17 protein-coding genes are annotated in these 24904 nt (G+C 56.3%); 3 read left to right on the forward strand and 14 right to left on the reverse strand.

Annotated elements, in window-relative coordinates; genetic code table 11:
- Nucleotides 1–7: 7 nt before the first annotated feature.
- From recD to rppH, 12 genes are all read right to left on the reverse strand, one after another.
- Nucleotides 8–1828 (reverse strand): exodeoxyribonuclease V subunit alpha, encoded by a 1821-nt coding sequence (gene recD / locus LOC22_RS06245; RefSeq protein WP_047062376.1) that lies wholly within the window; start codon nt 1826–1828, stop codon nt 8–10.
- Nucleotides 1825–5367, reverse strand: a complete 3543-nt coding sequence (gene recB, locus LOC22_RS06250; RefSeq protein WP_033487596.1) for an exodeoxyribonuclease V subunit beta — start codon at nt 5365–5367, stop codon at nt 1825–1827. Before recB ends, recD begins: the two co-directional genes overlap by 4 nt.
- Nucleotides 5364–8246: a pitrilysin gene (gene ptrA / locus LOC22_RS06255; protein WP_023304348.1), complete on the reverse strand. Its 2883-nt coding sequence runs from the start codon at nt 8244–8246 to the stop codon at nt 5364–5366. The genes recB and ptrA overlap by 4 nt, the downstream gene beginning before the upstream one ends.
- Nucleotides 8247–8385: 139 nt before the next feature.
- Nucleotides 8386–11760, reverse strand: coding sequence for an exodeoxyribonuclease V subunit gamma (gene recC, locus LOC22_RS06260; RefSeq protein WP_230239430.1), 3375 nt, complete (start codon nt 11758–11760; stop codon nt 8386–8388).
- Nucleotides 11761–11772: 12 nt separating this feature from the next.
- Nucleotides 11773–12096 carry a prepilin-type N-terminal cleavage/methylation domain-containing protein gene (locus tag LOC22_RS06265; RefSeq protein ID WP_023295356.1) on the reverse strand — a complete coding sequence of 108 codons (324 nt, stop codon included), beginning with the start codon at nt 12094–12096 and terminating at the stop codon, nt 11773–11775.
- Nucleotides 12081–12479 (reverse strand): DUF2509 family protein, encoded by a 399-nt coding sequence (locus tag LOC22_RS06270; protein WP_017382846.1) that lies wholly within the window; start codon nt 12477–12479, stop codon nt 12081–12083. Before LOC22_RS06270 ends, LOC22_RS06265 begins: the two co-directional genes overlap by 16 nt.
- Nucleotides 12476–13036 carry a prepilin peptidase-dependent protein gene (locus LOC22_RS06275; RefSeq protein WP_230239431.1) on the reverse strand — a complete coding sequence of 187 codons (561 nt, stop codon included), beginning with the start codon at nt 13034–13036 and terminating at the stop codon, nt 12476–12478. Before LOC22_RS06275 ends, LOC22_RS06270 begins: the two co-directional genes overlap by 4 nt.
- Complete coding sequence (locus tag LOC22_RS06280) at nt 13027–13491, reverse strand: prepilin peptidase-dependent protein (RefSeq protein WP_230239432.1); 465 nt, start codon at nt 13489–13491, stop codon at nt 13027–13029. The genes LOC22_RS06275 and LOC22_RS06280 overlap by 10 nt, the downstream gene beginning before the upstream one ends.
- Before the next feature lie 184 nt (nt 13492–13675).
- Nucleotides 13676–14470 carry a thymidylate synthase gene (thyA, locus tag LOC22_RS06285; RefSeq protein ID WP_015571751.1) on the reverse strand — a complete coding sequence of 265 codons (795 nt, stop codon included), beginning with the start codon at nt 14468–14470 and terminating at the stop codon, nt 13676–13678.
- 6 nt (nt 14471–14476) lie between these two features.
- Nucleotides 14477–15352, reverse strand: coding sequence for a prolipoprotein diacylglyceryl transferase (gene lgt, locus LOC22_RS06290; RefSeq protein ID WP_003862787.1), 876 nt, complete (start codon nt 15350–15352; stop codon nt 14477–14479).
- A 228-nt stretch (nt 15353–15580) separates the two neighbouring features.
- Nucleotides 15581–17827 carry a phosphoenolpyruvate--protein phosphotransferase gene (ptsP, locus tag LOC22_RS06295; RefSeq protein ID WP_015571752.1) on the reverse strand — a complete coding sequence of 749 codons (2247 nt, stop codon included), beginning with the start codon at nt 17825–17827 and terminating at the stop codon, nt 15581–15583.
- Nucleotides 17828–17839: 12 nt separating this feature from the next.
- Entirely contained in the window at nt 17840–18370 is a 531-nt protein-coding gene (gene rppH, locus LOC22_RS06300; protein ID WP_003862791.1) for an RNA pyrophosphohydrolase, read from the reverse strand.
- Between the two features lie 683 nt (nt 18371–19053).
- On the opposite strand from rppH, the gene mutH reads away from it, so the two are divergent.
- From mutH to LOC22_RS06315, 3 genes are all read left to right on the forward strand, one after another.
- A complete protein-coding gene (gene mutH / locus LOC22_RS06305) occupies nt 19054–19746 on the forward strand; it encodes a DNA mismatch repair endonuclease MutH (RefSeq protein WP_230239433.1) in 693 nt (230 codons plus the stop codon).
- A gap of 128 nt (nt 19747–19874) precedes the next feature.
- Complete coding sequence (locus LOC22_RS06310; protein ID WP_003862794.1) at nt 19875–20093, forward strand: YgdI/YgdR family lipoprotein; 219 nt, start codon at nt 19875–19877, stop codon at nt 20091–20093.
- Between the two features lie 132 nt (nt 20094–20225).
- The gene (locus LOC22_RS06315; RefSeq protein ID WP_015571754.1) at nt 20226–21266 is read left to right on the forward strand and encodes an NADP(H)-dependent aldo-keto reductase; all 1041 of its coding nucleotides are present in this window, start codon (nt 20226–20228) and stop codon (nt 21264–21266) included.
- Between the two features lie 93 nt (nt 21267–21359).
- Here LOC22_RS06315 and lplT read toward each other — a convergent pair whose 3' ends face one another.
- Together lplT and aas are read right to left on the reverse strand one after the other, a co-directional pair.
- Complete coding sequence (gene lplT, locus LOC22_RS06320) at nt 21360–22553, reverse strand: lysophospholipid transporter LplT (RefSeq protein WP_023304351.1); 1194 nt, start codon at nt 22551–22553, stop codon at nt 21360–21362.
- On the reverse strand, nt 22546–24705 hold the full coding sequence (aas, locus tag LOC22_RS06325) for a bifunctional acyl-ACP--phospholipid O-acyltransferase/long-chain-fatty-acid--ACP ligase (protein ID WP_032669292.1): 2160 nt from the start codon (nt 24703–24705) through the stop codon (nt 22546–22548). The genes lplT and aas overlap by 8 nt, the downstream gene beginning before the upstream one ends.
- Nucleotides 24706–24904: the final 199 nt, after the last annotated feature.

Consider the following 24904-nt stretch of genomic DNA (forward strand, 5'->3'; position numbering starts at 1 on the left):
CGTTCACTCAGACAGATTCAAATATCGCGCTTAATCCGCTTCTGCGCTCGGTACGGGTGGCAATCGCCTGACTCAACACGCGCTCATCCGCATACAGCGACAGAAGCTGGCGCGCACGGGTAATGGCGGTGTAGACCAGCTCGCGGGTCACAACCGGCGACAGCTGGGTAGGCAGGATCAGCGCCGCATGGTTGAACTCGGAGCCCTGAGATTTGTGTACCGTCATCGCCCATGCCGTTTCATGCTCTGGCAGGCGGCTGGGCTGGACGGACTTCACGCTGCCGTCCGGCAGCTGGAACCAGACGCGCAGTCCGTTACCGCGATCGAGCGCAATGCCGATATCGCCGTTGAACAGCCCCAGCGCACTGTCGTTGCGGGAGATCATCACTGGCCGGCCTTCATACCATCGCGAATGCTGTTGACGGTTAATTTTGCGTTTCTGCACCAGCAGTTGCTCCAGCCTGTCGTTCAGGCCCGTGACGCCAAACGGCCCTTCCCGCAATGCGCACAGAAGCTGGTATTCGCCAAATGCGGCGATGACCTGCCCGGGCTGACTGCGCTGCTGCACGCAGCTCAGAAAATGCTGGTATCCCTGAAGAGCCTCCTCAAGCATAGCCTGATACTCTTCCCCGCTTTGCAGCGATTTCTTTTCAATGTCAGTGAAGGAACCGTCAAACACCGTGCGCGTGGCGTGCCTGTCGCCACGGTTGACCGCCGCAGCCAGCTGGCCGATGCCGGAGTCGCTACCGAAACGGTAGCTTTTTTGCAGCAGGCACAGGCTGTCACGCAGTGCGCCCGCGATCGGCGTGTGATCGGGTTCAAGCGAGCAACCGGTCAGACGGGCGAGCTCCTGCGCCCGCGCGGGGGTATAACCGTAACTGGCGTAGGTACAGATATCCCCCAGCACCGCCCCGGCTTCTACAGAGGCGAGCTGATCGCGATCGCCCAGGAAAACCACGCGCGCATGGGGTGGCAGCGCATCGATCAGGCGCGACATCATGGTCAGGTCGATCATGGAGGCTTCATCCACCACCAGCACGTCCAGATGCAGCGGATTGCCCGCATGGTAGCGCAGCCGCTGGCTACCCGGCTGCGCGCCGAGCAGACGGTGCAGAGTACTTGCTTCACCCGGGAAAAGCGCAAGCTGCTCCTGGGTGAGCGGCAGCCGTTGCATCGCACCGCCCAGTGATTCGGTCAGACGCGCCGCGGCCTTCCCGGTGGGCGCCGCCAGACGAATACGGCATCGCTGCTCGCCTGAAAGCTGTATCAGGGCTGCCAGCAGCTTTGCGACGGTCGTTGTTTTCCCGGTTCCCGGGCCGCCGGATATCACCGAGATCCGCCGCGTAAGGGCGACGGCTGCCGCCACTTTCTGCCAGTCTGTGGCCTCACCGGAGTCAAACAGCCTGTCCAGCGTCTGGCGAAGCTGTGCTTCGTCGCAGGGAAGCGGCGCATTGGTCTCACTAAAGAAACGCGCTACCGTCAGTTCGTTTCGCCACAGGCGGTTCAGGTATAAGCGCTCCCCCGTAAGGATCAGCGGTGCCTGGTTGTCTCCCGGCCCGACGGCTGACGATTCACGCAAGATTTTCTGCCAGTCCACCTTATCTCCCAGCAGCGCAAAGCAGGACTGGAGGACAGGCGGCATTTTCTCGTCAACCACCAGACGCGAGAGCGGCAGACACACATGCCCCTCTCCGGCATCTTTACTCAACAGGGCAGCGGCAAGCATCACGGCGGGCTGGTCAGCGGCAATCATCATGGCAAACTGCACGTCCAGCTGACGCAGCACGCGTTGCTCTACCGCATCCAGCAATAAGTCCTGCATCGTCATGCCATCTCCTCCGTGTTTGCTGCAAACAGGTTATCCATTTTATTAATCAATTCCGCATCCGGACGAGTGCTGAAGATCCCGGAGCGCGGATCGGCAGCATCAACCCCGCGCAGGAACAGATAGATGACACCGCCAAAATGATCGTCGTAGCGATAATCAGCAATACGGTGGCGCAAATAGCGGTGCAGCGCCAGGGTATAGAGCTGATATTGCAGATCGTAGCGATGCATTTGCATGGCGGCCGCCATCGCCTGCTGGGTATAGGCTTCGCTGTTCTCGCCCAGCCAGTTCGATTTGTAATCCAGCAGGTAGTACCGTCCTTCGTGACGGAAGACCAGGTCGATAAACCCTTTCAGCATGCCCTGCACCTGACGGAAGTTCAGCGGCGGGCAACCGGCTGACAGCGGATCGTACTGACGGATGAGCGCATCGAGCGCGTCGGCCTTAAGCGGGCCTGCGACGGGCAGATAAAACTCCATCTCAACCTGCTTATTTTTGGCCGTTAACTGGCGAAGAGAGAAGCCCTGCGTCGTCAGCGGCGCCTGCAAAATGGCGTTGATCCAGTCAGTGAGAACGGGCTGCCAGTGCGCGTCATAGCCTCCGCTCTGCAACATCTTCAGCACCCACTCCTCACTGACAGGCTGGGTGAAATCAAGCTCTTCAAAGAGGCTGTGCAAAAAGGTGCCCGGCGACGCGCCGCGTGGGAACTGATGTGGAGTTAACGTCGGTTCAACCGGAACATCGCCCACCCCTGCGGCATCCACGTCCAGCTTCGGCATGAGATCCTGCGCAATACTTTGCCCGTGCTGTTGCAGGCCAGAATAGCTGGTGACGCGCCAGTCGTCGGCAAGCACCCGTGTAATCTGGCGCGCGTTAAGATCGGTCGCGGGCTCTTGCGCCATTTCCCAGCGGCTGTTGTCTGGCAGAGAAGGGATATGCAGGGCGATATCGTCTCCGCAAAGCGACTCAATACAGAGGCGCAACCCCGCCGCATCTTTCGGCTCACCACGCTGAACAAGCCGCCCTAAGGCGCTTAAATGGAAATCGCTCTCCCCTGTTTTCTCCCCGCGACGGCGGAAAACCGGCGCGACGCCCAGGCTGCAATGCCAGACAGAACGGGTCAGCGCCACGTAAAGCAGGCGCAAATCCTCCGCCAGACGCTCCGCTTCCGCCAGCTCAACGCTGGTTTCCGCCTTGCTGAGATCGAGCACCGCATCGAAAGTCTCGCGGTCATGATAATAGGCCTGATCCTGAACGCGGTAGTTGGCGATAAAGGGCAGCCAGACCAGCGGATACTCGAGACCTTTCGATTTGTGAATGGTGACGATTTGCACCAGATGCTTATCGCTCTCAAGACGCATCTGCTGGCTTGAGGCGTTACTGTTTGGATCCGCGATTTGCTGCGCCAGCCAGCGCACGAGGGCATGTTCACTTTCAAGCTGGGTGCCGGCTTCCTGCAACAGTTCGCTGATGTGTAAAATATCGGTAAGACGCCTTTCACCGCCCGATGACGCCAGCATATTTTCGGCAATCTGGCGCCGCGTCATCAATTCGCGCAGCATCGCCATGACGCCGCGTTTTTGCCAGCGTTCACGGTAATGGACAAACTCTTCCACCACCGCATCCCATGCGTTTTCGTCATGGTTGAGCTCATCTATATCGCGCGCGTTCAACCCCAGCATAGAGCAGGCCAGCGCGCTTCGAAGCGTATTTTCGCGCTCCGGGGCCAGCACCGCCTGAAGCAGCCAGAGCATTTCCTGGGCTTCCAGCGTGTCGAACACGCTGTCGCGGTTAGAGAGATACACTGACGGAATATCCAGCAGCGTTAGCGCATCGCGGATTAGCGCCGCTTCCTGACGACTGCGCACCAGCACGGTAATATCAGAGGCTTTAACAGGATTCGCCTGTTCCCCCTTCCACAGCAGCGCCTCGCCGCGCGCGCCTGCGCTCAGCCAGTCACGGATTTGCGCGGCGCAGTGCTGGGCCATCGCCGCCTGATAGTCGGCAACCCCATAGCCTTCCCCTTCCAGCAGCCAGAAGGTCATGGCGGGTTGTACCGCGCTACTGACTTCGAAGCGCAGGGATGCGTTTTTTGGGGCGGATTTCACCGGCAGGAAAGGGATTTCATTGAACATGAACGCCGTCTCCATACGGCTGAACAGCGCATTGACGCTCTCAACCATCCCCGGCGCGGAACGCCAGTTAGTTTCTAACGTGTAATGCGCGACAACCTCACTACGGGCTTTCATATAGGTGAAGATATCTGCCCCACGGAAGGCGTAAATCGCCTGTTTAGGGTCGCCTATCAACAACAGGGCAGTGTCGGGCTGCTGTCGCCAGATGCGGCGAAAAATGCGGTACTGCTGAGGGTCGGTGTCCTGAAATTCGTCAATCATCGCCACAGGAAAACGGGTACGGATCGCGCTGGCGAGCGCTTCACTATTCTCGCTGGACAGCGCCTCGTCCAGGCGGCTCAGCATGTCATCAAACCCCAGCTCGCCCCGGCGACGTTTTTCGCGCGCGACGGCCTGGCGGATCTCCGTCATAGCGCGGGTGATCATCAGGTCATTGAGCGTTAATGGCTCCGCAAGCAGCGCATCAATCGCCACAAACAGGGAATGCTCAGGCACAATGCCGTCGGCTTTGGTTCGCTCGGTCAAAAAGCGCTGCGAAAATTTTTCCAGCGCGTCCGGAAGCTGGTAGCCCCGCGTCTCCTCCTGGGCCCAGACGCTGATCTTTTCGATCCACTTCCCCTGGTTCCCACGGTTGAACTTGCGTCTGTCGATGCCTGAGTTTTCGATGATTGCATCAATTTCACCAACCGACTCATTCCACTTATGCTTAAGCGCCGCAATTTTGGCGACGATCTTTTCATGGCGCGAGGCCAGCGTTTCATCGGCAGGCGGCGGAGATTTAATGACCGGCGCTTCGCCTTGCAGGTAACGGTCGATGGCGCGAAGAAGCTCTTCCGGACCTTTCCACAGGGCGTGAACCGCTTCGGCAATGTCGCGCTGCAATGGATAACAGTGACGACGCCAGAAATCCGCACAGGCCTGATAGCGAAGCTCGGATTCATCTTCAATAAGCTGCTGCTCAAAGAGCATGCCGGATTCAAACGCATTCAGGCTTAACATGCGCTGACAAAAACCGTGAATGGTGAAGACGGACGCTTCATCCATTTGCCGCTCGGCCAGCAGCAGCCATTGCGCAGCCTGTTGCTTATCCGCAATCTCGTCAAGCAGGCTCGCGTAGAGGGGGTTATCCGTCGTCTGACGCAAACAGGCGATGCGCAGCTCATGAATGTTGCTGCGAATACGGCCACGCAGCTCGGCAGTGGCCGCTTCGGTGAAGGTTACCACCAGCAGCTCTTCCACGCTTAACGGGCGCGAAAAAGCGGCGTTGCCGCCGAGCCCCAACAGCAGACGCAGATAGAGCGCGGCGATGGTATAGGTTTTTCCCGTTCCCGCTGAGGCTTCAATCAGTCGCTCACCCTGTAGAGGTAAACTTAGGGGATCAAGCGGCTCAGCGGTATGGGTCATTCTTTCTTACTCCAGGGCATAGTTTGTTGCAGCGCGCTGACGCTCTTCCAGACGGTCCACTCTTTTGATTTTACGTAGTCCGTTTTCCCGTTCTGGCTGCCAGAAACCTGAGACAGGATGGCCATACCCTGCGGTTTTACTACCGCCTGATGGAAGAAATCGGCAACCTTTTGTGGCGTCAGCTGTTTTATTTCGGCCACTATTTTATCACGCGAATCAAATTTCATATTACCGCGATCAAAATCTTTGCTCAGCTGCGAGGCCTCTTCACCCAGCGTCTGCGGCGGCTGCATCACCTGGGCGATAACCGCCTGCTGAATCTGGGCAAACTCTTCCGGCTTCATGGCGCGCAGTTTTGCTTCCGCCTGCGGGAAGAACGCCTGATAACGCTGCCACAGGTAAGCGGGTTGCTTGTCGCTGCTTTGCAGAAGGAAGCCCAGCCCCCACTGACGGCCCACATTCATAGAGAAAGCGAATACCGCATAGCCCAGCTGCTCTTCGGTGCGCAGCTGGTTGTAAAACCACGGCTGAATAATTTGACCAAGCACCGCACTCTGGGCAGAGCTGGTAAATTCGTCATAACCGACAGGGACAAACACCGCGGCCAGCGCGGAATCCGTGCTGCTTCCCGCTTTTTCGAAGATCACGTTCTGCTTTTTCTCTACCAGCACATCCTGGTTACGGCACCACTCATCGCCTTTTGAACCCAGTTGCGCACGGACGTTTTGCGCCAGCGTTTTAGCCTGATCTTCGCTCATATTCCCTACAACCAGGAACTCCGGACGGGTATTGGTTTTCAGCGCATCACGGTAAGCCAGCACCTCTTTTAAGGTGACTGAGGGCAATAACGCGCGGCGATCTTCGCGCTGGAAGTACGGAATTTGCGACAGCATCTGTGCTGGCATAATCGCCTGATCGTAGGCTTTACCCTTCTCGGCAGAATCCATCATCTGGGCATACCAGGACTTAGCCTGCTCGAGCTGTTCTTCCGTAGGCGTATAGCTGAAATAACCGTCCAGCAGCGCCTGGAACAGCTGCGGCAAACGCTGGGTATAGCCGTTGGCATTCACCATCAGGCCGTTATTGGCATTGGTGGAGAAACTGATACCACCAACGGCAGCCTGGTTGCTGAGCTGATCGAGAGCAATACCGGCCAGATAATCGTTAAGCGCAAACAGCACCTGGTTTCTGGCGCTGTCCATTGCTTTGGGGTTACGCAGCACCACGCTAACATCCGCTTTTGGCTCGTCGGCGAAATAGCGGCTTGGGGTGTAGACCACGCGCAGCGTCGGCTCATCAACAATCAGCTCCGGGTGCGGATACGCCTTTGCGGGTTTGATCAGCGAGAAATCGTCCGGGATGTAGGGGTTAAGCTCCGGTAACTTCAGCGCAATTTCCCCGGCCTTTTTCTGCCAGCCCGCAAAGGTCTGTTCGCTGATTTTTTCAACCTGATACGGGGCATCAACGAAGTAGGCCATTTTGTTATGCGGTTCGTTCGGGCTGATATACCAGACGCGGGCATTCTGCGGAGTCATCATCGCCAGACGCGCTTTGAGCGCTCCGGCGTCATACTGGTCGGCAATATTTACCGCATCCAGCGTATGTTCCACCGGCACGCGGATCATGGTATCTGCCAGCCACTCAACGTAGTCCATATCACGCGTGATAGAGGGATAGCGGAAATCGAGATCCAGCACGTGCGCCAGCTCGTCAAAGTAGCGTTTATCGACGCCTTTATCGCGCAGCAGAGAGAGGTAACTGAAAATGGCCGCAACGACGTCGTCCCGGTGAGCCAGCCCTTTATCGGTCAGCGTCGCGGAGATGGCCAGCACGCCGCTATTCCCGTTTACAACGGGATCGGAGTCAGCGCGAATACCTTCCACCAGCCCCTGCTTTTGCAGCCAGTCGGAGAGCGTACCCGGGCTGCGGTTGCCGATAAGATACGTCACCAGCTCGTCGGTTTTGCTGCGGAACTGCGCCGTGTTGTTATCAATACGGAATTCAACGCGTAACACCTTGCGCGGCAAGGCTGGTACATAGTGAATAACAATGCCTTTTTGCGCGTCCGTGACAACCGGCACGTTAATCTGCGGCAGATCGATATTTTTATTTGGCACCCTGCCGTAGGTCTGCGCGGCCATGTTTGCCAGCGTCGGCAACGGTTTATTGCTGTAGATAACCGCTTTCATCAGATTGGCGGAATAGTATTTTTCACGAAACGCATGCAGCGCATCGAGCACCGGGCTACCTGGCTTGTCGCTCAGCGTTTCAAGGTTGCCGCCTGAGAAGCGCGAACCCGGGTGCGCCGGATTGATGGTTTCAGCGCTAACCTGCGCCATGCGCATACCGTCTCGCGTGCGCGCCATCGTCAGTTCGGCGTTCACGGCATTACGTTCCCGGTCAGCGTATTTTTTATCCAGCAGCGGTGCGGCGATGGCATCCGCCAGACGGTCCACCGCCCCATCAAGCGCATCATTTTCCACTTCCAGGTAAAACGCGGTGCGATACGGCGCGGTACTGGCGTTGTGGCTGCCGCCATGCATTTTCAGAAATTCGGACAGGCTGTCAGGCTGTGGGTATTTTTTAGAGCCCATCAGCGTCATGTGCTCAAGGTAGTGAGCCAGTCCAGGATGGGCGTCAGGATCTTCCAGCGAACCCACCGGCACAACCAGCGCGGAGAGCGATTTCACCGCCTGAGGATCGGAAACCAGCAGCACGGTCATCCCGTTATCAAGACGAATCGCCTGATACTCACGGGTGTCCTTATCGCTCTTACGGATTGTTTCCTTGACAGGTTGCCAACCGGAATCGGCCTGAGTGACGGGAGCCCAAAGGGCGATAAACAAAACAAACGCTTTGAACAAGGTGCTGCCTGGCATTACGACCTCTTTATCACGGCTACATCATTAACAACGTGCGTGCTGGACACGCCAGCATCTCTTTCTTTGGGTACATCAGTCCGTGATAAGAGGTGCATCATAAATGAACACCTCATACTGCGCAATTTTTATACAGCACTCAGGACTGATTAAATTTGAACAACGGTAACAGGTAGCGTTGCGCCTCCTGGGTGATAATGTCGAAATATTCTGGCTCCAGCGTTCGCCATAAACGTTGATACCAGACATCGTCACCTTCGCCACGTACCATCATGTTCCCTTCGTAGGCCTGCAAAAACTTGCTGCGCGCTTTCTGGAGCGAAGCCTCATCCGTTAACATGGCATCATTCTGCGCGTCGTAACAGGCTTTTATCCACGCCCCCCCACTTTCAGGCAGCAAAAGCAGAGGTTTGTTCATGCCCTGACGGTAACCTTCAATATAAAGCGACAGATACGTCAACGCCTGCTCAGGCTCCATCGGCGGGAAACGCCATTCGCCGTCCTTACGTACAAACAACCGGCTTTCACCTTCGTGACCACTCGCACTGTAGACAAGATGTTCGAGCCAGAGTTGCAGGCCATGTGAAACGCTGAGCATGGATGGCCGCCAGCGCAGCAGCCCGTCAGACTGCACGTGCGTGAGCCAGCCGCTGAGGTGCATACCGTTACAATCGAGATCGATTTCAATGCTGCTCGCCGGCTGCCGACACGCGATAACGCGGTCAGCAAGCGCTCGCATCTCCTCGCACTGGGCATCCCAGACGATTTCGCCGAATGCACCATACGGAAGTAATCCCGACGCCCTGTAACGTCGGAACAGTTTACTGGCGTCTTCTTCGTCAACCAGCGCATTCAGAAGCTGGGAATTAAGTTTAAAACGCTCCAGCCCATCAAGAATAAACGGTTCCGCATCGGGGATTTCGCTCTCTTCAGAGCGGAAATTCACCTGCAAGCGTTGCTGGAAAAAAGCCCGGACCGGGTGCGCCCAAAAACGCTGTAGCTGCTCAAACGAGAGGGTATCTATGACGCGCGGTTCGAGCGTCTTAATAAAATCGGTTTGCGGCGTCCCCGCTTTCTTCGCGGCGGGAAGCCACTCGCGGGCGTAGCTTTGCAGTTCATCAGGAACGTAATTGACAGGATCAAACGGCATACGGCTATGGTGACAGGTGATATGCGCTATCACCCGACGTTCGCTTTCGTCGCAGTTGCAGGCTTCATCCCCCGGCAGATAGTGGCTCTGTCCGATGTAATCCACCAGCTCCTGCACCAGCACAGACGGGAAACGCTCGCTGTTGTCCTGAATTGAACGACCGATATAGCTGATATACAGCCTGCTTTGCGCAGACATCAGCGCCTCAAGAAAGAGATAACGGTCATCATCGCGGCGGCTGCGGTCGCCCCGCTTCGGTTGTGCGCTCATGAGATCAAAACCCAGAGGTGGAAGCGCACGCGGATAAATACCGTCGTTCATGCCAAGCAGACAGACTACTTTGAACGGGATTGAACGCATTGGCATCAGGGTACAAATATTCACCGGCCCCGCAAGGAAGCGCTGGCTGATGCGCTCCTGATCGAGACGTTGCGTCAGCTCATCACGCAGAAGCGAAAGAGGAACCGCCTCGTGATAGTGCGAATTAACCCCCTCATCAACGATGGCCTGCCACTGCTTCTCGATAAGCGCCATGGCCGCTTCAGTTTCGCTGTCCGGCAGGAAGAAATCATTCAGCATTTCGCGGCAAATCGGCAGCCACTCTTCGAGCGGGCGGGGCTGCATCAACGCACGGCGCCAGCGGTTGAGCTGCATAAGCAGCGAGGCTAAGTGACCAACCAGTTCCGCGATTAACCCACTGGACTCATCGTACGGCAGCACGTCATTCCATTCGCCGTGGATGCTCTCCATCGCATACCCCAGCAGCATGCGCGTCAGGCCAAACTGCCAGGTATGCTGGCCGGTCGCAGGCAGTTCGAACTCCTGGACGTTATCATCGTCGATACCCCAGCGGACACCGGATTCGTTGACCCACTGGCGCAGATAGCGCAACCCCTCTTCGTTAATGTTGAAACGTGCGGCCAGAACTGGCACATCCAGCAGTGCCAGCACATCCTCAGAGATAAACCGGCTATCAGGCAGCGAAAGCAGGCTGATAAAGGCCTGTAGCGCCGGGTGTGACTGACGAGCGCGACGGTCAGAGATGGCGTAGGGCAGATAGCGGTCGCCCGTTGCGCTGCCAAATACCGCCTGAATAAACGGGCTGTAGCTGTCGATATCCGCCACCATCACCACGATATCGCGCGGCGTCAGGGTTGGGTCGTCCTGCAACATGGCCAGCAGGCGGTCATGAAGAATTTCAACTTCACGCTGTGGGCTGTGGCAAACGTGGATCGCGATACTGCGATCGTCAGGATCCAGTTTTCGCTTCTTATCGCTTCGCGCAAACTCTTCGGCAGTGATCCCGGCAACGGCACGGTTTTCTAAATCCAGAATATCAAGCTGAATATTGTGCAGCAGGCTGTCCGGCGTAATATCCGCAAACGCATCCACATCCCCTTCTCCCGAAGAGGTGATATCTGAAAGCAGATAAATATAGTCGCGTCCGAGCTTGCCCCACGAGGCAAGCAGCGGGTTCGGCAGGTTCTGAATCCCTTCTTCATCAAAAAGCTGCGCCGCGTTTTCACTGTCTTTAAACAGCGGCACGGCGCGCTCTTCAAAGAGGCGCTTTCTCTGGCGGGTGACCAGCCGTGAAAGCCAGCGCGGATCCTGAATATCCCCCCAATAGTGTCGACACGGGTTGGTAAAGAGGATATGGATATCAGTGTGCTTACCGAGCGCTTTTAGCGCGTTCAGGTAGACAGGCGGCAGCGCGGAGATACCGCAAATGAACACGCGTGACGGCAAACGGGCTGGCCGTTCTGCGCTGTTCTCAAGTATTGAGATAAAGCGATCGTACAGGTTAGCACGGTGCCACTTAGGCTGACCGAGTTTCCCGGTATGCTCGACCAGCGCTTTCCAGAGCGGCGCCTGCCAGATTTGCGCTTCCGGTAACCCATCGACTAATTCTCCCGCTTCCCAGCGAATCAGCCAGTCTGCACGGTAAACCAGATACTGGTCATAAAGGTCGGCAGTACGTGAGGCCAGCTGGAAAAGTTTACGCTTGTCGGTGTCGTCATTCAGATAGTGCCGCAGCATGGCAAACTCATCATGCGCCAGCATGTCCGGCAGCAGCGTCATCAGTTTCCAGGCCATGCTTTGTTTGTTGAAGGCGCTCTGCTCAGGGATATCCGGCAGGACGCGAACAAACATCTCCCAGATAAAGCTCGCGGGCAGCGGAAAATCGATGTTCGCCGCAATGCCAAATTTCTGTGAAAGGGACATTTGCAGCCACTGCGCCATACCGGTGCTCTGCACCAGCACCATTTCTGGCTCAAACGGATCGTCAAGACGCTCTTGCTCAACGATATACTCCATCAGTGCTTCCAGCACATCCAGACGATTTGAGTGGTAAACCCTTAGCATAAACGCTCCCGACTAGCGGCTAACCGGGCAATGCAGACGCGTCAACGCGCCCTGCCGCCCCATAGGAGAAATAAGTGTGACCGTGATGCTGACACATCCGGACTGTGTTGTCTGCCCCCGACTGACCTGCCAGCCCGGCGGGAGCGTTAATGTTGAGATCTGCGACTGATTCCACGCATGATGCCATAGCTGACGATACTGGCTAAGCGCCGCATACCGGGCTGCCAGCGCGCGATGATAGCCGGATAACGCCATCACAACCACAACCAGCAACATCATTGCCAGCAAAACCTCAACCATGCTAAATCCTTTTTGTCTGCTCAGGGTAACTGACATAGCGTACTTTCCTTAAGGGGGCAGAAATCACTCCAGCCGTGGGCGGAAAAGCGTATCTGCCCCTCCGAGATGTCCCCGCCTCGCCATAGCAATAGATTGTCATTGCCGGCAATAAGCAACACACGCGCCCCAAACAGCCTTATACAGACCCGCAAACGTTGTGTCTGTTTGCACTGAACCTCTGGCTGTAAAGCCCATTCCTGAACGCGCCCCCACTCCAGTGCAGATTGCACGGCAGCCTGCTGGCGAACAGACAAACTCTCGCCACTCACCAGCGTGCTAAAGGTTTGCAGCTGCTGATTTAATCCGGTGAGGATCAGCGTGCCGAGCACCAGTAATAGCAGGACCAGCGCCAGCGATGACATGCCCCGCTGACGATTCACAGATTAAACCCCGTTACGGTATGGCGAGCCGAAAAGGGTGCGGCCAGTTCACCTTTGCGGCGGGCACGCAGCTTGATACTGATGACCGGCGCAAAGCCATCATGATCGGTTTTAGTGACCATAAATTGCTCTATCAGGACCCGATCCGGGTCGGTGAGCTTATCCCATCCCTTACCGTCACAGGATGTGGCGCCCCGCAGCGTTTCAAGCGATCCGGACTCAAGCCGGAATCCCGTACTGTCGTTTTCTGACGCGGTGCTATCCCACTGGCCGTTGCTGTTCGCATCCCATAGCACAATCGCACATCGTCCTTGCCTGCCGATGATCATCCCCTGCCCCTGGCAATGCCCTGCACAATATCCTGCCCTCTGAAACTGTTTACCAATCGCGAACAGACGTTGCCAGACCTCATCCTCCAGCTCCTGCTGTCCGGATTGCAGTAAAACACCCCGCTGTAGCCCCGGTAAAAAACGTGACGTGCTGAGTAACAGAATGCTGCTTATCGTCATCGCAATAAGCACTTCCAGCAGGGAAAACCCTCTTCGATTTACTGGCATGCACCTTCTCCTGCGGCATTACACAGCCTGATACGTCCGCCATTTGAGACAATAACCCACCACGCACCGGCGCGGCTCTGCACGCGGATATGTCCGGCCCACGCGGTATCCCTTAAACCGTAAAATCCCAGCGCAGGGGTTATGTCGCTTATCGTGACCCCGGGCCACATCGGCTTCATCACGAACGGTCCGCCGCTGTCACAACCGGTCACCGCTGAACTGGCCAGACACTCCTTTTCACCGTCGTTATACAGCGCGATCCTGTGCTCGCTGTTGTGACGGTTGGCGTCATTGCGCAAAAACACCAGGTAATCCCGCACCTGGCAGGCGGTTTGCCAAAGCCGCTGCCGCTGCTGCCAGCTGTCCCAGACATAGAGCCCTGTGGCGCTGAGGATCACTGTCAGCGAAACGGCGATAAGGGTTTCGATAAGCGTAAAGCCTTGTTCGTTTTTCATGGCGGGAGTGTGGCGGAATAGCAAAAACGGTGCGAGCGTCAAACCAGAACTTTACGAGCCGCTTTCCGGAGATTTTCACCCGTTGCAACGCGTTGCATCATCTCTGGAAACAGGCTCGAAAAACAAAACGGGCGTGAAAAAAAACCGGCGCTAAAGAGCACCGGTTGTGTCAGGATTTGCCGTATCAGATGGCGACAGGAGCTTTAATGCCGGGATGCGGGTCGTAACCCTCAATCTCGAAATCATCAAAACGGTAATCGAAGATCGATTCCGGTTTACGTTTGATCACCAGCTTCGGCAATGCACGCGGTTCGCGCGTGAGCTGGAGATGCGTCTGTTCCATATGATTGCTGTAGAGGTGGGTATCACCGCCCGTCCAGACAAAATCGCCCACTTCAAGATCGCACTGCTGCGCCATCATGTGCACCAACAGCGCGTAGCTGGCGATGTTAAACGGCAAGCCGAGGAACACGTCGCAGGAGCGTTGATAGAGCTGGCAGGAGAGCTTGCCGTCCGCCACATAGAACTGGAAAAACGCGTGGCAAGGCGCCAGCGCCATTTTATCCAGTTCCCCCACGTTCCAGGCAGAGACAATGATACGGCGCGAGTCCGGGTCATTTTTCAGCTGGTTCATGACGGTCGTGATCTGGTCAATATGGCGGCCGTCCGGGGTAGGCCACGCGCGCCATTGCTTGCCGTAGACCGGCCCCAGGTCGCCGTTCTCATCTGCCCACTCGTCCCAGATGGAGACATTGTTTTCATGCAGATAAGCAACGTTGGTATCGCCTTGCAGGAACCAGAGCAGTTCATGAATGATCGAGCGCAGATGGCAGCGCTTCGTTGTCACCAGAGGAAAGCCTTCTTGCAGATTGAAGCGCATCTGGTGGCCAAAAATGGAGAGCGTACCGGTGCCGGTACGGTCGTTTTTCGGCGTGCCCTCGTCGAGCACTTTTTTCATCAATTCAAGATACTGTTTCATGATTCCTCAGGAAAGTTGTTGCTGTGGACGACGACGATACGCCCAAATCATCATAATGGCACCCGCGACAATCATCGGGATGGAGAGGATCTGCCCCATGCTGATGTACTGTACCCATTCCCCGGTAAACTGCGCATCCGGCTGGCGGAAGAACTCGACGATGATACGAAACGCGCCGTAGCCAATCAGGAATAGACCAGAGACAGCCCCCATTGGGCGCGGTTTGCGGATATACAGATTCAGGATGATGAACAGCACCACGCCTTCCAGCGCCAGCTCATAGAGCTGTGACATATGGCGCGGCAGAACGCCGTAGGTATCGAAAATAGACTGCCACTCAGGATGCGAAGGCAGCAGCGCGATGTCCTCCGCGCGGGAACCCGGGAACAGCATGGTAAACGGCACGCTCGGATCGACACGCCCCCACAGTTCACCGTTGATGAAGTTGCCCAAACGCCCTGCGCCCAGCCCAAACGGGATTAACGGCGCAATAAAATCAGCCACCTGGAAGAAGTTGCGTTTGGTGCGTCTGGCGAAGATCACCATGACCAGGATCACACCAATCAGCCCGCCGTGGAAAGACATGCCACCGTCCCAGACGCGGAACAGATAGAGCGGGTCGTTCAGGAATACCGGGAAATTATAGAACAGGACATAACCGATGCGACCGCCCAGGAACACGCCGAGGAAGCCGGCATAAAGCAGGTTTTCCACTTCGTTCTTCGTCCAGCCGCTGCCTGGACGACTGGCGCGACGGCCAGCAAGCCACATGGCAAAGACGAAGCCCACCAGGTACATCAGACCGTACCAGTGCAGCGCTACAGGTCCTATTGAGAAAATAACCGGATCGAATTCCGGAAAATGCAGATAACCACTGTTCATCTGTCACCACAAGATGTTGTTATTCCGCTGAAAGTGGACAGCGGGTGAATTGCATTCCCGCCGTTGGCAGGTGCTCCAAAGTTGCGAATCATAGCATAAGGCAGGCGTGGAGGATGCGCCTGAGATGTAAAAGATGTGTATAGGGTTTCATGCGCGCTGTTCCCCCTCACCCCATCCCTCTCCCTCAAGGGAGAGGGGGTCGTCGGAGCCGTCATTATTTTGTGGGGATCAGCGGCCGCCCCGGATCAAACCGCCCATGCCGCGTCGCTCCATAAACGCAGCCACCTGATGGCGCACTTCGGCTGCCAGCTGTGCTTCCAGGCTACGCGCGGCCAGTTCGCGCGCCTCATCTTGTTCGATGTGACGTAACAGGTATTTCACACGCGCAACGGAACGTCCGTTCATTGACAGGTGACGGAAACCGAGACCAATCAGGATCGCCACGCACATCGGATCGCCGGCCATTTCACCGCACAGGCGCAGGTCGATATTATGCTGCTCGGCTTCGCGGGCGATCATCGCCAGGGCACGAAGCATCGCCGGATGCAGGCTGTCGTAGATGCTGGCAACGCGCGTATTGTTGCGATCGACCGCCAGAATGTATTGCGTTAAGTCGTTGGTGCCAACGGAGATAAAATCAACGCGGGTCGCCAGCTGCGGCAACATAAAGACCATCGAAGGCACTTCAAGCATCACGCCAATACGGGGTTTAGGGATCGCATAGCCGATCATCTCTTCCACTTCGCGCCCTGCACGTTCTATTAACCGCCGCGCTTCGTCGATCTCGTCAATACTGGTGACCATCGGCAGCAAAATGCTGAGATTCCCCGTGGCCGCGTTGGCACGCAGCATCGCACGAACCTGGATAAGGAAGATTTCCGGCTGATCGAGGGTTATGCGGATCCCACGCCAGCCGAGGCAGGGATTCTCTTCACTGATAGGCATATAGGGCAGTTGCTTATCCGCGCCGACGTCCAGGGTGCGCAACGTGACGGGTTTGTCGTTAAACATCTGCAACATGCCCTGATACTGCGCCACCTGTTCCTCTTCTGACGGGAAGCCGCTTTGCAGCATAAACGGTATTTCGGTGCGGTAGAGGCCGATGCCATCGATGCGGCTGCCGAGCTTCTCTTCATGCTCGGGGCTTAAGCCAGCATTGAGCATCACCTTCACCCGCTCACCGCTCTTGAGCTGCGCGGGCAGGTTGACGTCATCTTCCGCCAGCTTGCTTAATTCATTCTCTTCGCTGATAAGACGCTGGTACTCCTGAAGGAGAACCGGCTCAGGATCCACCAGCAACTCACCGCGGTATCCGTCCACCACCAGCGTACGGCGGTGCAGTACGGAGGGCTGAATATCCGCCCCCATCACGGTCGGAATACCGAGCGCGCGCACCATAATGGCGGCATGGGAGTTAGCTGCGCCATCGCGCACCACCACGCCCGCCAGCCTGTCCTGCGGTAATTCCGCCAGCGTCGTCGCCGAGAGTTCATCAGCCACCAGCACAAACCGGCTCGGCCAGGCATTCGCCCCCTGAATAGTATCATCAAGGTGGAACAGCAGACGTTGCCCAAGCGCGCGTAAATCGCCGGCGCGCTCTTTCAGATAACCGTCAGTCAGCACCGCAAACTGCTCGGCAAATTTTTCAATGACCTTTTTAACCGCCCACTCTGCCACCGAACCTTTATCGACCTCGGCAAATAACTCACGACGCAAACGCGCATCGGAAAGCAGGTGTGAGTAGAGGTCGAAAATGGCCGCCGTCTCTTTTTGCGCGCCAGCGGCAAAGCGTTTGCTGTAGCGACGAAACTCATTTGCCGCCTCTTCCAGCGCAGCGGTAAGCCGTTCGCGCTCAAGCGCTTCATCCAGCGTCGAGGCTTCATAGACCTGCTCCATCAGCGGGAGCGTGGCATCCATCCAGCCTTCGGCAATCGCGACGCCCGGCGAGGCCGGAAGCGCGCGGATGCGGGTATGACGATACTGCCCAAAAAGGGCTGCCAGCTGAGACTGGGAGAGGATCGCAGCCATCTGCGTTGCCAGCGTGACGAGGAAAGACTCCTCGCTTTCGTCGTACTGCCGCAACTCTCGTTGCTGGACAACAAGCACGCCAAGCAGTTGACGACGCTGAATAATCGGCACGCCAAGGAAAGCGCGGAACCGCTCCTCTTTGACGGAAGGGATATATTTGAAGCTGGGGTGTTTTTGCGCATCGGCAAGGTTGATTGGCTCCGCCAGTCGCCCGACCAGGCCAACAATACCTTCATCAAACGCGAGCGTGACGGTGCGTCCCCGTGGTTTTTTTAAACCGCGGGTTGCCATCAGGTAGTAGCAACGTCGGTCATGGTCGGCCAGGTAGACCGAACAGACCTCGGTTTCCATCGCAAGACAGATGTCCGTCACCAGAATATTCAGCGCCTCGTTGAGGCGAGGCGCACTGGCAACCTTTTCAACTATTTCTCGCAAGCGGGTGAGCATGATTTGCGTAGCTTAACCTCTTTTACGTCGCCAGGCAGGTGCGCTCTGTGGCTTCGGAGGCGTCTCCTGAAGCTGCATCACGACACTTGCGAACTCTTTCATCACCCTACGATATACATCGCGCTTAAATGACACGACCTGACGAACCGGATACCAGTAGCTTACCCAGCGCCAGCCATCAAACTCTGGCGTGCTGCTGGTTTGCATATTGATATCTGAATCGTTGCCCACCAACTGCAAAAGAAACCACTTCTGTTTCTGGCCGATACAAACCGGCTTTGTGTCCCAACGCACCAAACGTTTCGGTAACTTGTAACGCAACCAGTTGCGGGTCGAAGCCAGGATGCGAACATCTTTTCGGCTTAAACCAACCTCTTCAAACAGCTCCCGGTACATCGCTTGTTCTGGGGACTCTCCGGGATTGATCCCGCCTTGCGGGAACTGCCAGGAGTGCTGACCATATCGCCGGGCCCACATCACCTGGCCCTGACGATTACAAATTACTATTCCTACGTTTGGGCGGTAGCCATCGTCATCAATCACCGGACTACCCCAAACTAAATCTGATATATGAATGATTGTTTCACACTACAGGGAGGCGGTAAACCACTCTCTTACAGGCCTGCAACCTAATAACATTTGAATAACTCACAATTTAGTGCGGAGTTATAAACAGATGCGGGCGACAGAGACCATTTTTATTCACCTTTTCTGTGGATATAGTTGTGAAGAAGTGCGGAATTACCGATGAACAACCTTGTAGCCCGACGAGCCGCCAATTTACCCCGCTTATAATAAATCATTTAAATTCATACGATTATATTGAAATTAAGGGTATCCAGGGCGATAAACGTGACGATCATCACATCAAAGATCCTCCTGCTGATGAAAGATCGAACAGCGTCGGTTTTATCCACAGTTTGTGCCAATAAGTTAGGCACAATTTGTGTGAAAATTCGATTTTCATCGCACGTCAAGGCTGTAAATTGAAACAGTAGTGGCAGTTATTCCCAGTTATCCCATTTTTCTGTGGATAACATGGTGTAAGATCCTGTTTATTGTCAGTGACCAGAATTGCACAACCTGTTTTTTAGCCGCCGCGGGACGGATTATATTCTAAAAAAGATGATATAAATCATCCACATGGAATAGGTGCACAGAAAAAGGTAAACTCTGTCCACAAGGGATAAAATATCAGCTCATTTTTTAATCAAAAGGTCGTTAGCATGCATTCTCTCGCCCCACTGCTCTCTCCTCCCGTCAGTGAAGCCCAGTTGCTCCAGCAGGCACAACGCCTGGCAGGCTATTCACTGGGCGAGCTGGCCGTGATGGCGGGGTTGACGATACCTAACGATCTAAAGCGTGATAAGGGCTGGATCGGCGTGTTGCTGGAACGCTGGCTGGGCGCAAGCGCGGGCAGTAAACCCGAGCAAGATTTTGCGGCGCTGGGGGTGGAACTGAAGACGATCCCCATCGATAGCCAGGGACGGCCGCTGGAAACCACCTTTGTCTGCGTTGCGCCGCTCACGGGTAACAGCGGAGTGACATGGGAAACCAGCCACGTCAGGCATAAGCTGAAGCGGGTGTTGTGGGTACCCGTTGAGGGCGACAGGCAGATCCCGCTGGCTGAGCGTCGCGTTGGCGCCCCGCTGCTCTGGATCCCGAATGAAGAAGAGGAGAGACAGCTTTCCCAGGACTGGGAAGAGCTGATGGACATGATTGTGCTGGGACAGGTTGAGCGTATCACCGCCCGGCATGGCGAAGTGCTGCAACTTCGTCCCAAAGCCGCCAACAGCAAAGCGCTCACTGAAGCGGTAGGCGCACAGGGCGAACCGATCCTGACGCTGCCGCGCGGTTTCTATCTTAAAAAGAATTTCACCGGGGCGCTGCTGGCACGCCACTTCCTGTTGAAAACATAGTTTTTTACCAATTTTGCGCTCCGGCTAACATAATCTCCTCCTTTTTAAGATTTCCCCCCTTTCACCTGTCGTAATATCAGGTTATTACTACACTATGATTTGATACGAGCCAGGTGAGGATGAGAACGATGAAAAAATGGGCAGTAATTATCTCAGCAGTCGGTTTAGCGTTTGCGGTATCGGGTTGCAGCAGCGACTATGTCATGTCAACGAAAGATGGTCGTATGATCCTGACCGATGGCAAACCCGAAGTCGACGACGATACCGGTCTGGTGAGTTACCGCGATCGCGAAGGCAATCAAATGCAGATTAATCGCGACGAAGTCTCCCAGATCATCGAGCGTTAAACAGATAAAGGTCAGTAGCTTGCTGGCCTTTTTGATTTTTTCCTTCCCCTTTTGCCTTCCCTCTGCCATGTTTATATTCCTTTGTCGGGAGGTTCCTGACGCAGTCTGTATGTCAAAAAAAGGAAACCGGCTATGCATTATCACCGTATCCCCCACAGCGCTCTGGAGATCAGCCAACTGGGGTTGGGCACCATGACATTTGGTGAACAAAACAGCGAAGCCGATGCCCATGCACAACTCGATTACGCCGTCAGCCAGGGCATTAACCTGATTGACGTGGCGGAGATGTACCCCGTTCCTCCCCGCCCGGAAACACAAGGTCTTACTGAAACGTATGTCGGCAACTGGCTGGCGAAACGCGGCAATCGCGAAAAGCTGGTCATCGCCTCCAAAGTCAGCGGCCCTTCCCGTAATAACGATGCCGGGATCCGCCCTAACCAGATCCTCGATCGCAAGAATATCCGTGCCGCGCTGGATGCCAGCCTCAAGCGCCTGCAAACCGACTATCTCGATCTTTATCAGGTGCACTGGCCGCAGCGTCCGACGAACTGCTTCGGTAAGCTTGGCTACACCTGGAACGAAAGTGCTCCGGCAGTTACCCTGCTGGAAACGCTGGAAGCGCTCACGGAGTGCCAGCGGGCGGGTAAGATCCGCTACATTGGCGTTTCCAACGAGACGGCGTTTGGCGTGATGCGCTATCTGCATCTGGCCGATAAACACGATCTGCCGCGCATAGTGACCATTCAGAACCCGTACAGCCTGCTGAACCGCAGTTATGAAGTGGGTCTGGCGGAGGTGACGCAGTACGAAGAGGTGGAGCTGCTCGCCTACTCTTGCCTGGGCTTCGGCACCCTGACGGGCAAATACCTGAACGGCGCGAAACCGGCTGGCGCGCGTAACACGCTTTTCAGCCGCTTCACCCGCTACAGCGGCGAGCAGACGCAAAAAGCCGTTGCGGCCTATGTGGATATCGCGAAACGTCACGGACTCGATCCGGCGCAGATGGCGCTGGCCTTCGTGCGTCGCCAGCCGTTTGTGGCGAGTACCCTGCTCGGCGCCACGACGATGGATCAGTTGAAAACCAATATTGAGAGTTTCCATCTGAACCTGAGTGAAGAGGTATTAGCGGAGATTGAAGCGGTGCATCAGGTATACACCTACCCGGCACCGTAATAAAAGCAAAACGGCAACGCACGTTGCCGTTTTTAGGGTTTTCACCCTCTCCCTGTGGGAGAGGGCCGGGGTGAGGGCATCAGGCCGCACAATTCAACGACGACGCTGCCAGACCCACAGACCGCTAATCGCCAGCGCGAACAGCGCGCCGAATCCTACCCCGATTGCCACGACCGGTGCACCTGCTTTTACCGCCAGCGAGTAAATCCCCAGCATCAGTAACATCGCCATGTTTTCACCAAGGTTTTGCACCGCAATGGCGTTACCCGCCCCAACGGTCTGCTTGCCGCGCTCCTGCAACAGCGCGTTTAGCGGCACCACAAAGAAACCGCCTAACATGCCGATCAGCAACAGCAGGGCATAGGCAGGCAATAGGGCATGTTGCAGGGAGAAGAACAGAACGCCGACGCCGATCAGGATCCCCGCAGGCATGCAGCGCCCGACGGTTTCCAGCGTCACCAGTTTTGCCGCAGCCCCGGCCCCGACAACAATCCCGACGGCGACCATGGCATTCAGATAAGTCGGCGTGGCGTTGTCAGTAATGCCCAGCGCCACCGGCACCCACAGCACCAGCAGGAAACGCAGCGTAACGCCGGCCCCCCAGAACATGCTGGTGCCCATCAGCGAGAAGCGTGTTTCACCGTTACGCCACAGTACGCGGCAGGCGTTGAAGAAGCTGCCGGTCATTGGCCCGAAGCGCCAGGATTGCCCCGGACGCGCCACGGCCAGTTTGGGGATAAACAGGTTGGCGATCACCGCGCCACCGTACATCAGGGCGCAGATGCCAAGCGCGGCGAGCACATGCCAGTCTGCCAGTACGCCACCCGCCACCGAACCCAGCAGAATAGCCGCAATGGTGGAGGACTCCATCAGGCCGTTGGCCTTCACCAGCTTATCACCGGTGGTGAGCTCACCCAGAATACCGTACTTCGCCGGGGAGTAGGCTGCCGCGCCAATGCCCACCAGCGTGTAGCCGACAAACGGGTTGATACCAAAGCAGATACTTGCCGCGCCCAGAAGCTTAAGGCTGTTGGCAAACATCATGACCCGACCTTTCGGGAAGCTGTCCGCCACCTGGCCGACAAACGGCGCAAATACGATGTAAGCACCCACAAACACCATCTGTAGGATCGGCTGGCTCCAGTCGGGATAAAACTCAGCTTTCAGCAATGCCAGCGTGGCAAACAGCAACGCGTTATCGCCGAACGCGGAAAGAAACTGGGCGGCGATAACCGCCATCATGCCTTTCGACCAGATTGAAGTGTTAGTGTGCACTGACTCACGCATTTTGCTGTTCTGCCTCTTCAACCATGCCCTTCAGGGTCACGAAATCGGGTTTACCGCTGCCCAGCACCGGTAACTGTTTGAGGTAACGAATATCGCGGGGGACCGCCAGCTCGGGGATACCGTGTTCGCGTGCATACCTGAGCAGCGCATCACGCTTCAGTTCACCGTCTGTCGTGAAGAGCACCAGCGCCTCGCCTTTACTGGCATCACTTTTCACCACGGTCGCATGCATTTTCTCCGCCGAGACTGCGGTCGCCAGCGTTTCGACCATTTCAAGAGAGACCATTTCCCCGGCGATTTTGGCGAAGCGTTTTGCACGTCCCTGGATCTGCACGAAGCCCTGATCGTCGAAGCGCACGATATCGCCCGTGTCGTACCAGCCCGTTTCAACCTCGCCATTGACGTTCTCGGCCGTCGGCGCCTCAAGCACGCCCGGGTTTTCCACACGCAGATAGCCGTTCATGACGTTCGGCCCTTTCAGCTGAAGACGTCCTCCGTCTTCAATACCCGGCACCGCCAGCAGACGCGCATCCAGCCCCGGCAGAATGCGGCCAACCGTTCCCGGTTTTGCCGCCATCGGAACGTTGATGGAGACCACCGGCGCGCACTCCGTCACGCCATAGCCTTCCAGAATGCGCAGGCCAAACTTGTCCTGCCAGATCTGGCGCGTGCTGTCCTGGAGTTTTTCCGCGCCCGCCACCACGTAGCGTACGCGGAAGAAATCATACGGGTTGGCGAAGCGCGCGTAGTTACCGAGGAAGGTGGACGTCCCGAACAGCACCGTGCAGTTACGGTCATAAACCAGTTCCGGCACAATGCGGTAGTGCAGCGGGCTTGGGTAGAGGAACACCTCAGCACCGGTCAGCAGCGGCGTAAAGAGACCCACGGTCAGACCAAATGAGTGGAACAGCGGCAGCGCTGACATAAAGCGATCGTTGGCGGTAAAGTCAGCAATGGTTTTAATCTGTTCGACGTTCGCCAGAATGCTTTTGTGGCTATGAACCACACCTTTCGGGTTGCCTTCAGAGCCGGAGGTAAAGAGGATAATGGCATCATCTTCCGGCTGCTGCTTAACCTGCGCCAGACGCGGCATCAGCAGGTGCGCGAAAATCCACAGCTTGTCGGCGGTCGTGACGTCTGCTTTCAGATCTTCCAGGAACACCCAGCGCACCTGCGTCAGCTGTTCCGGCAGGTGCCACAGCTTGCCTTTATCCAGGAACTGGCGGGAGGTAAAGATGGTGTTGATTTGTGCTGCGGTAATCGCGCTGGAGAGCCCTTTCACGCCCGCCGTGTAGTTCATCATCGCCGGAATGCGGCCCCGGGACACGGCACCAAAGATTACCGCCGCGCTGATACCCGCGTTTGGCAGCATCAGGCCGATCTTTTCGCCCTGTTTACTGTACTTTTCCAGAATACGCCCGACAAACAGCGTTTTGGTCAACAGCTTACGGTAGGTATCTGGCGTAAAGTTGATGTCTTCGATGCAGTTTTTCTTCGCACCGTAGCGATACTGGGCCGACAGCAACGATTCATACAGCGTTTCGCGCGGGCGAACGGCCATGCGCGCTTCCATCATAATCTGGTGCAGCATTTCCCCGGCGATTTTACGGCGGTCGCGCGCGCGCGGCGCCTCGGGCATCGGCAGTGACGTCGGCGGTAATATATGCAGGGTAATTTTCGGGAACAGACGCTGCTTCACCAGCCCTTTCAGACGGCTGAAAAAGGTCAGCTCAGCCCCGTCGATGCGTAGCGGCACGACGGTGGCCTGAGACTTCGCCGCGACAAAACCGGCCCCGTCGTAAATTTTCATCAGGGAGCCCGTCACTGAAATACGCCCTTCCGGGAAGATAACCACCGGGCGCCCCTGCCCAATCAGACGCACCAGATGTTTAATCATCATCGGTTTGGTTGGGTCGAGCGGGACAAAATCAATCAGCGGTTTGAGCCAGCGCATGTACCATTTTTCACTGATGGAGCTGTAAACCGCGAAGACGGGCCGCACGGGCAAAAACAGCGCCAGCAATACGCCATCAAGAAAAGAGACGTGATTCGGTGTGATAAGCACACGCTCGCCATAGAGTGCCTGCGTATCGCCAGTCACGCGGATGCGAAACAGGACACGAAACAGTGTGCGGAAGAACCCAAAAAGCATTTCAACTCCCTTTGCCAGCCAGTGTGAAAGGTATAAATGGTGGCAGATTACACGAGAAGTAGTGAGGGAGCGATAGCAAAAACAGAGGCGAAAAAAAACCTGCGCATCCGCGCAGGTTGGTGCAAGAGAAGAGTACGAAAACGTACCAGGAATTCTCACCAATCAATACCTCTGGGATCTTGATTGTGGCCTCCGGCGA

This window comes from Enterobacter sp. AN-K1 (genome assembly GCF_020971765.1).
Classification (GTDB): domain Bacteria; phylum Pseudomonadota; class Gammaproteobacteria; order Enterobacterales; family Enterobacteriaceae; genus Enterobacter; species Enterobacter hormaechei_C.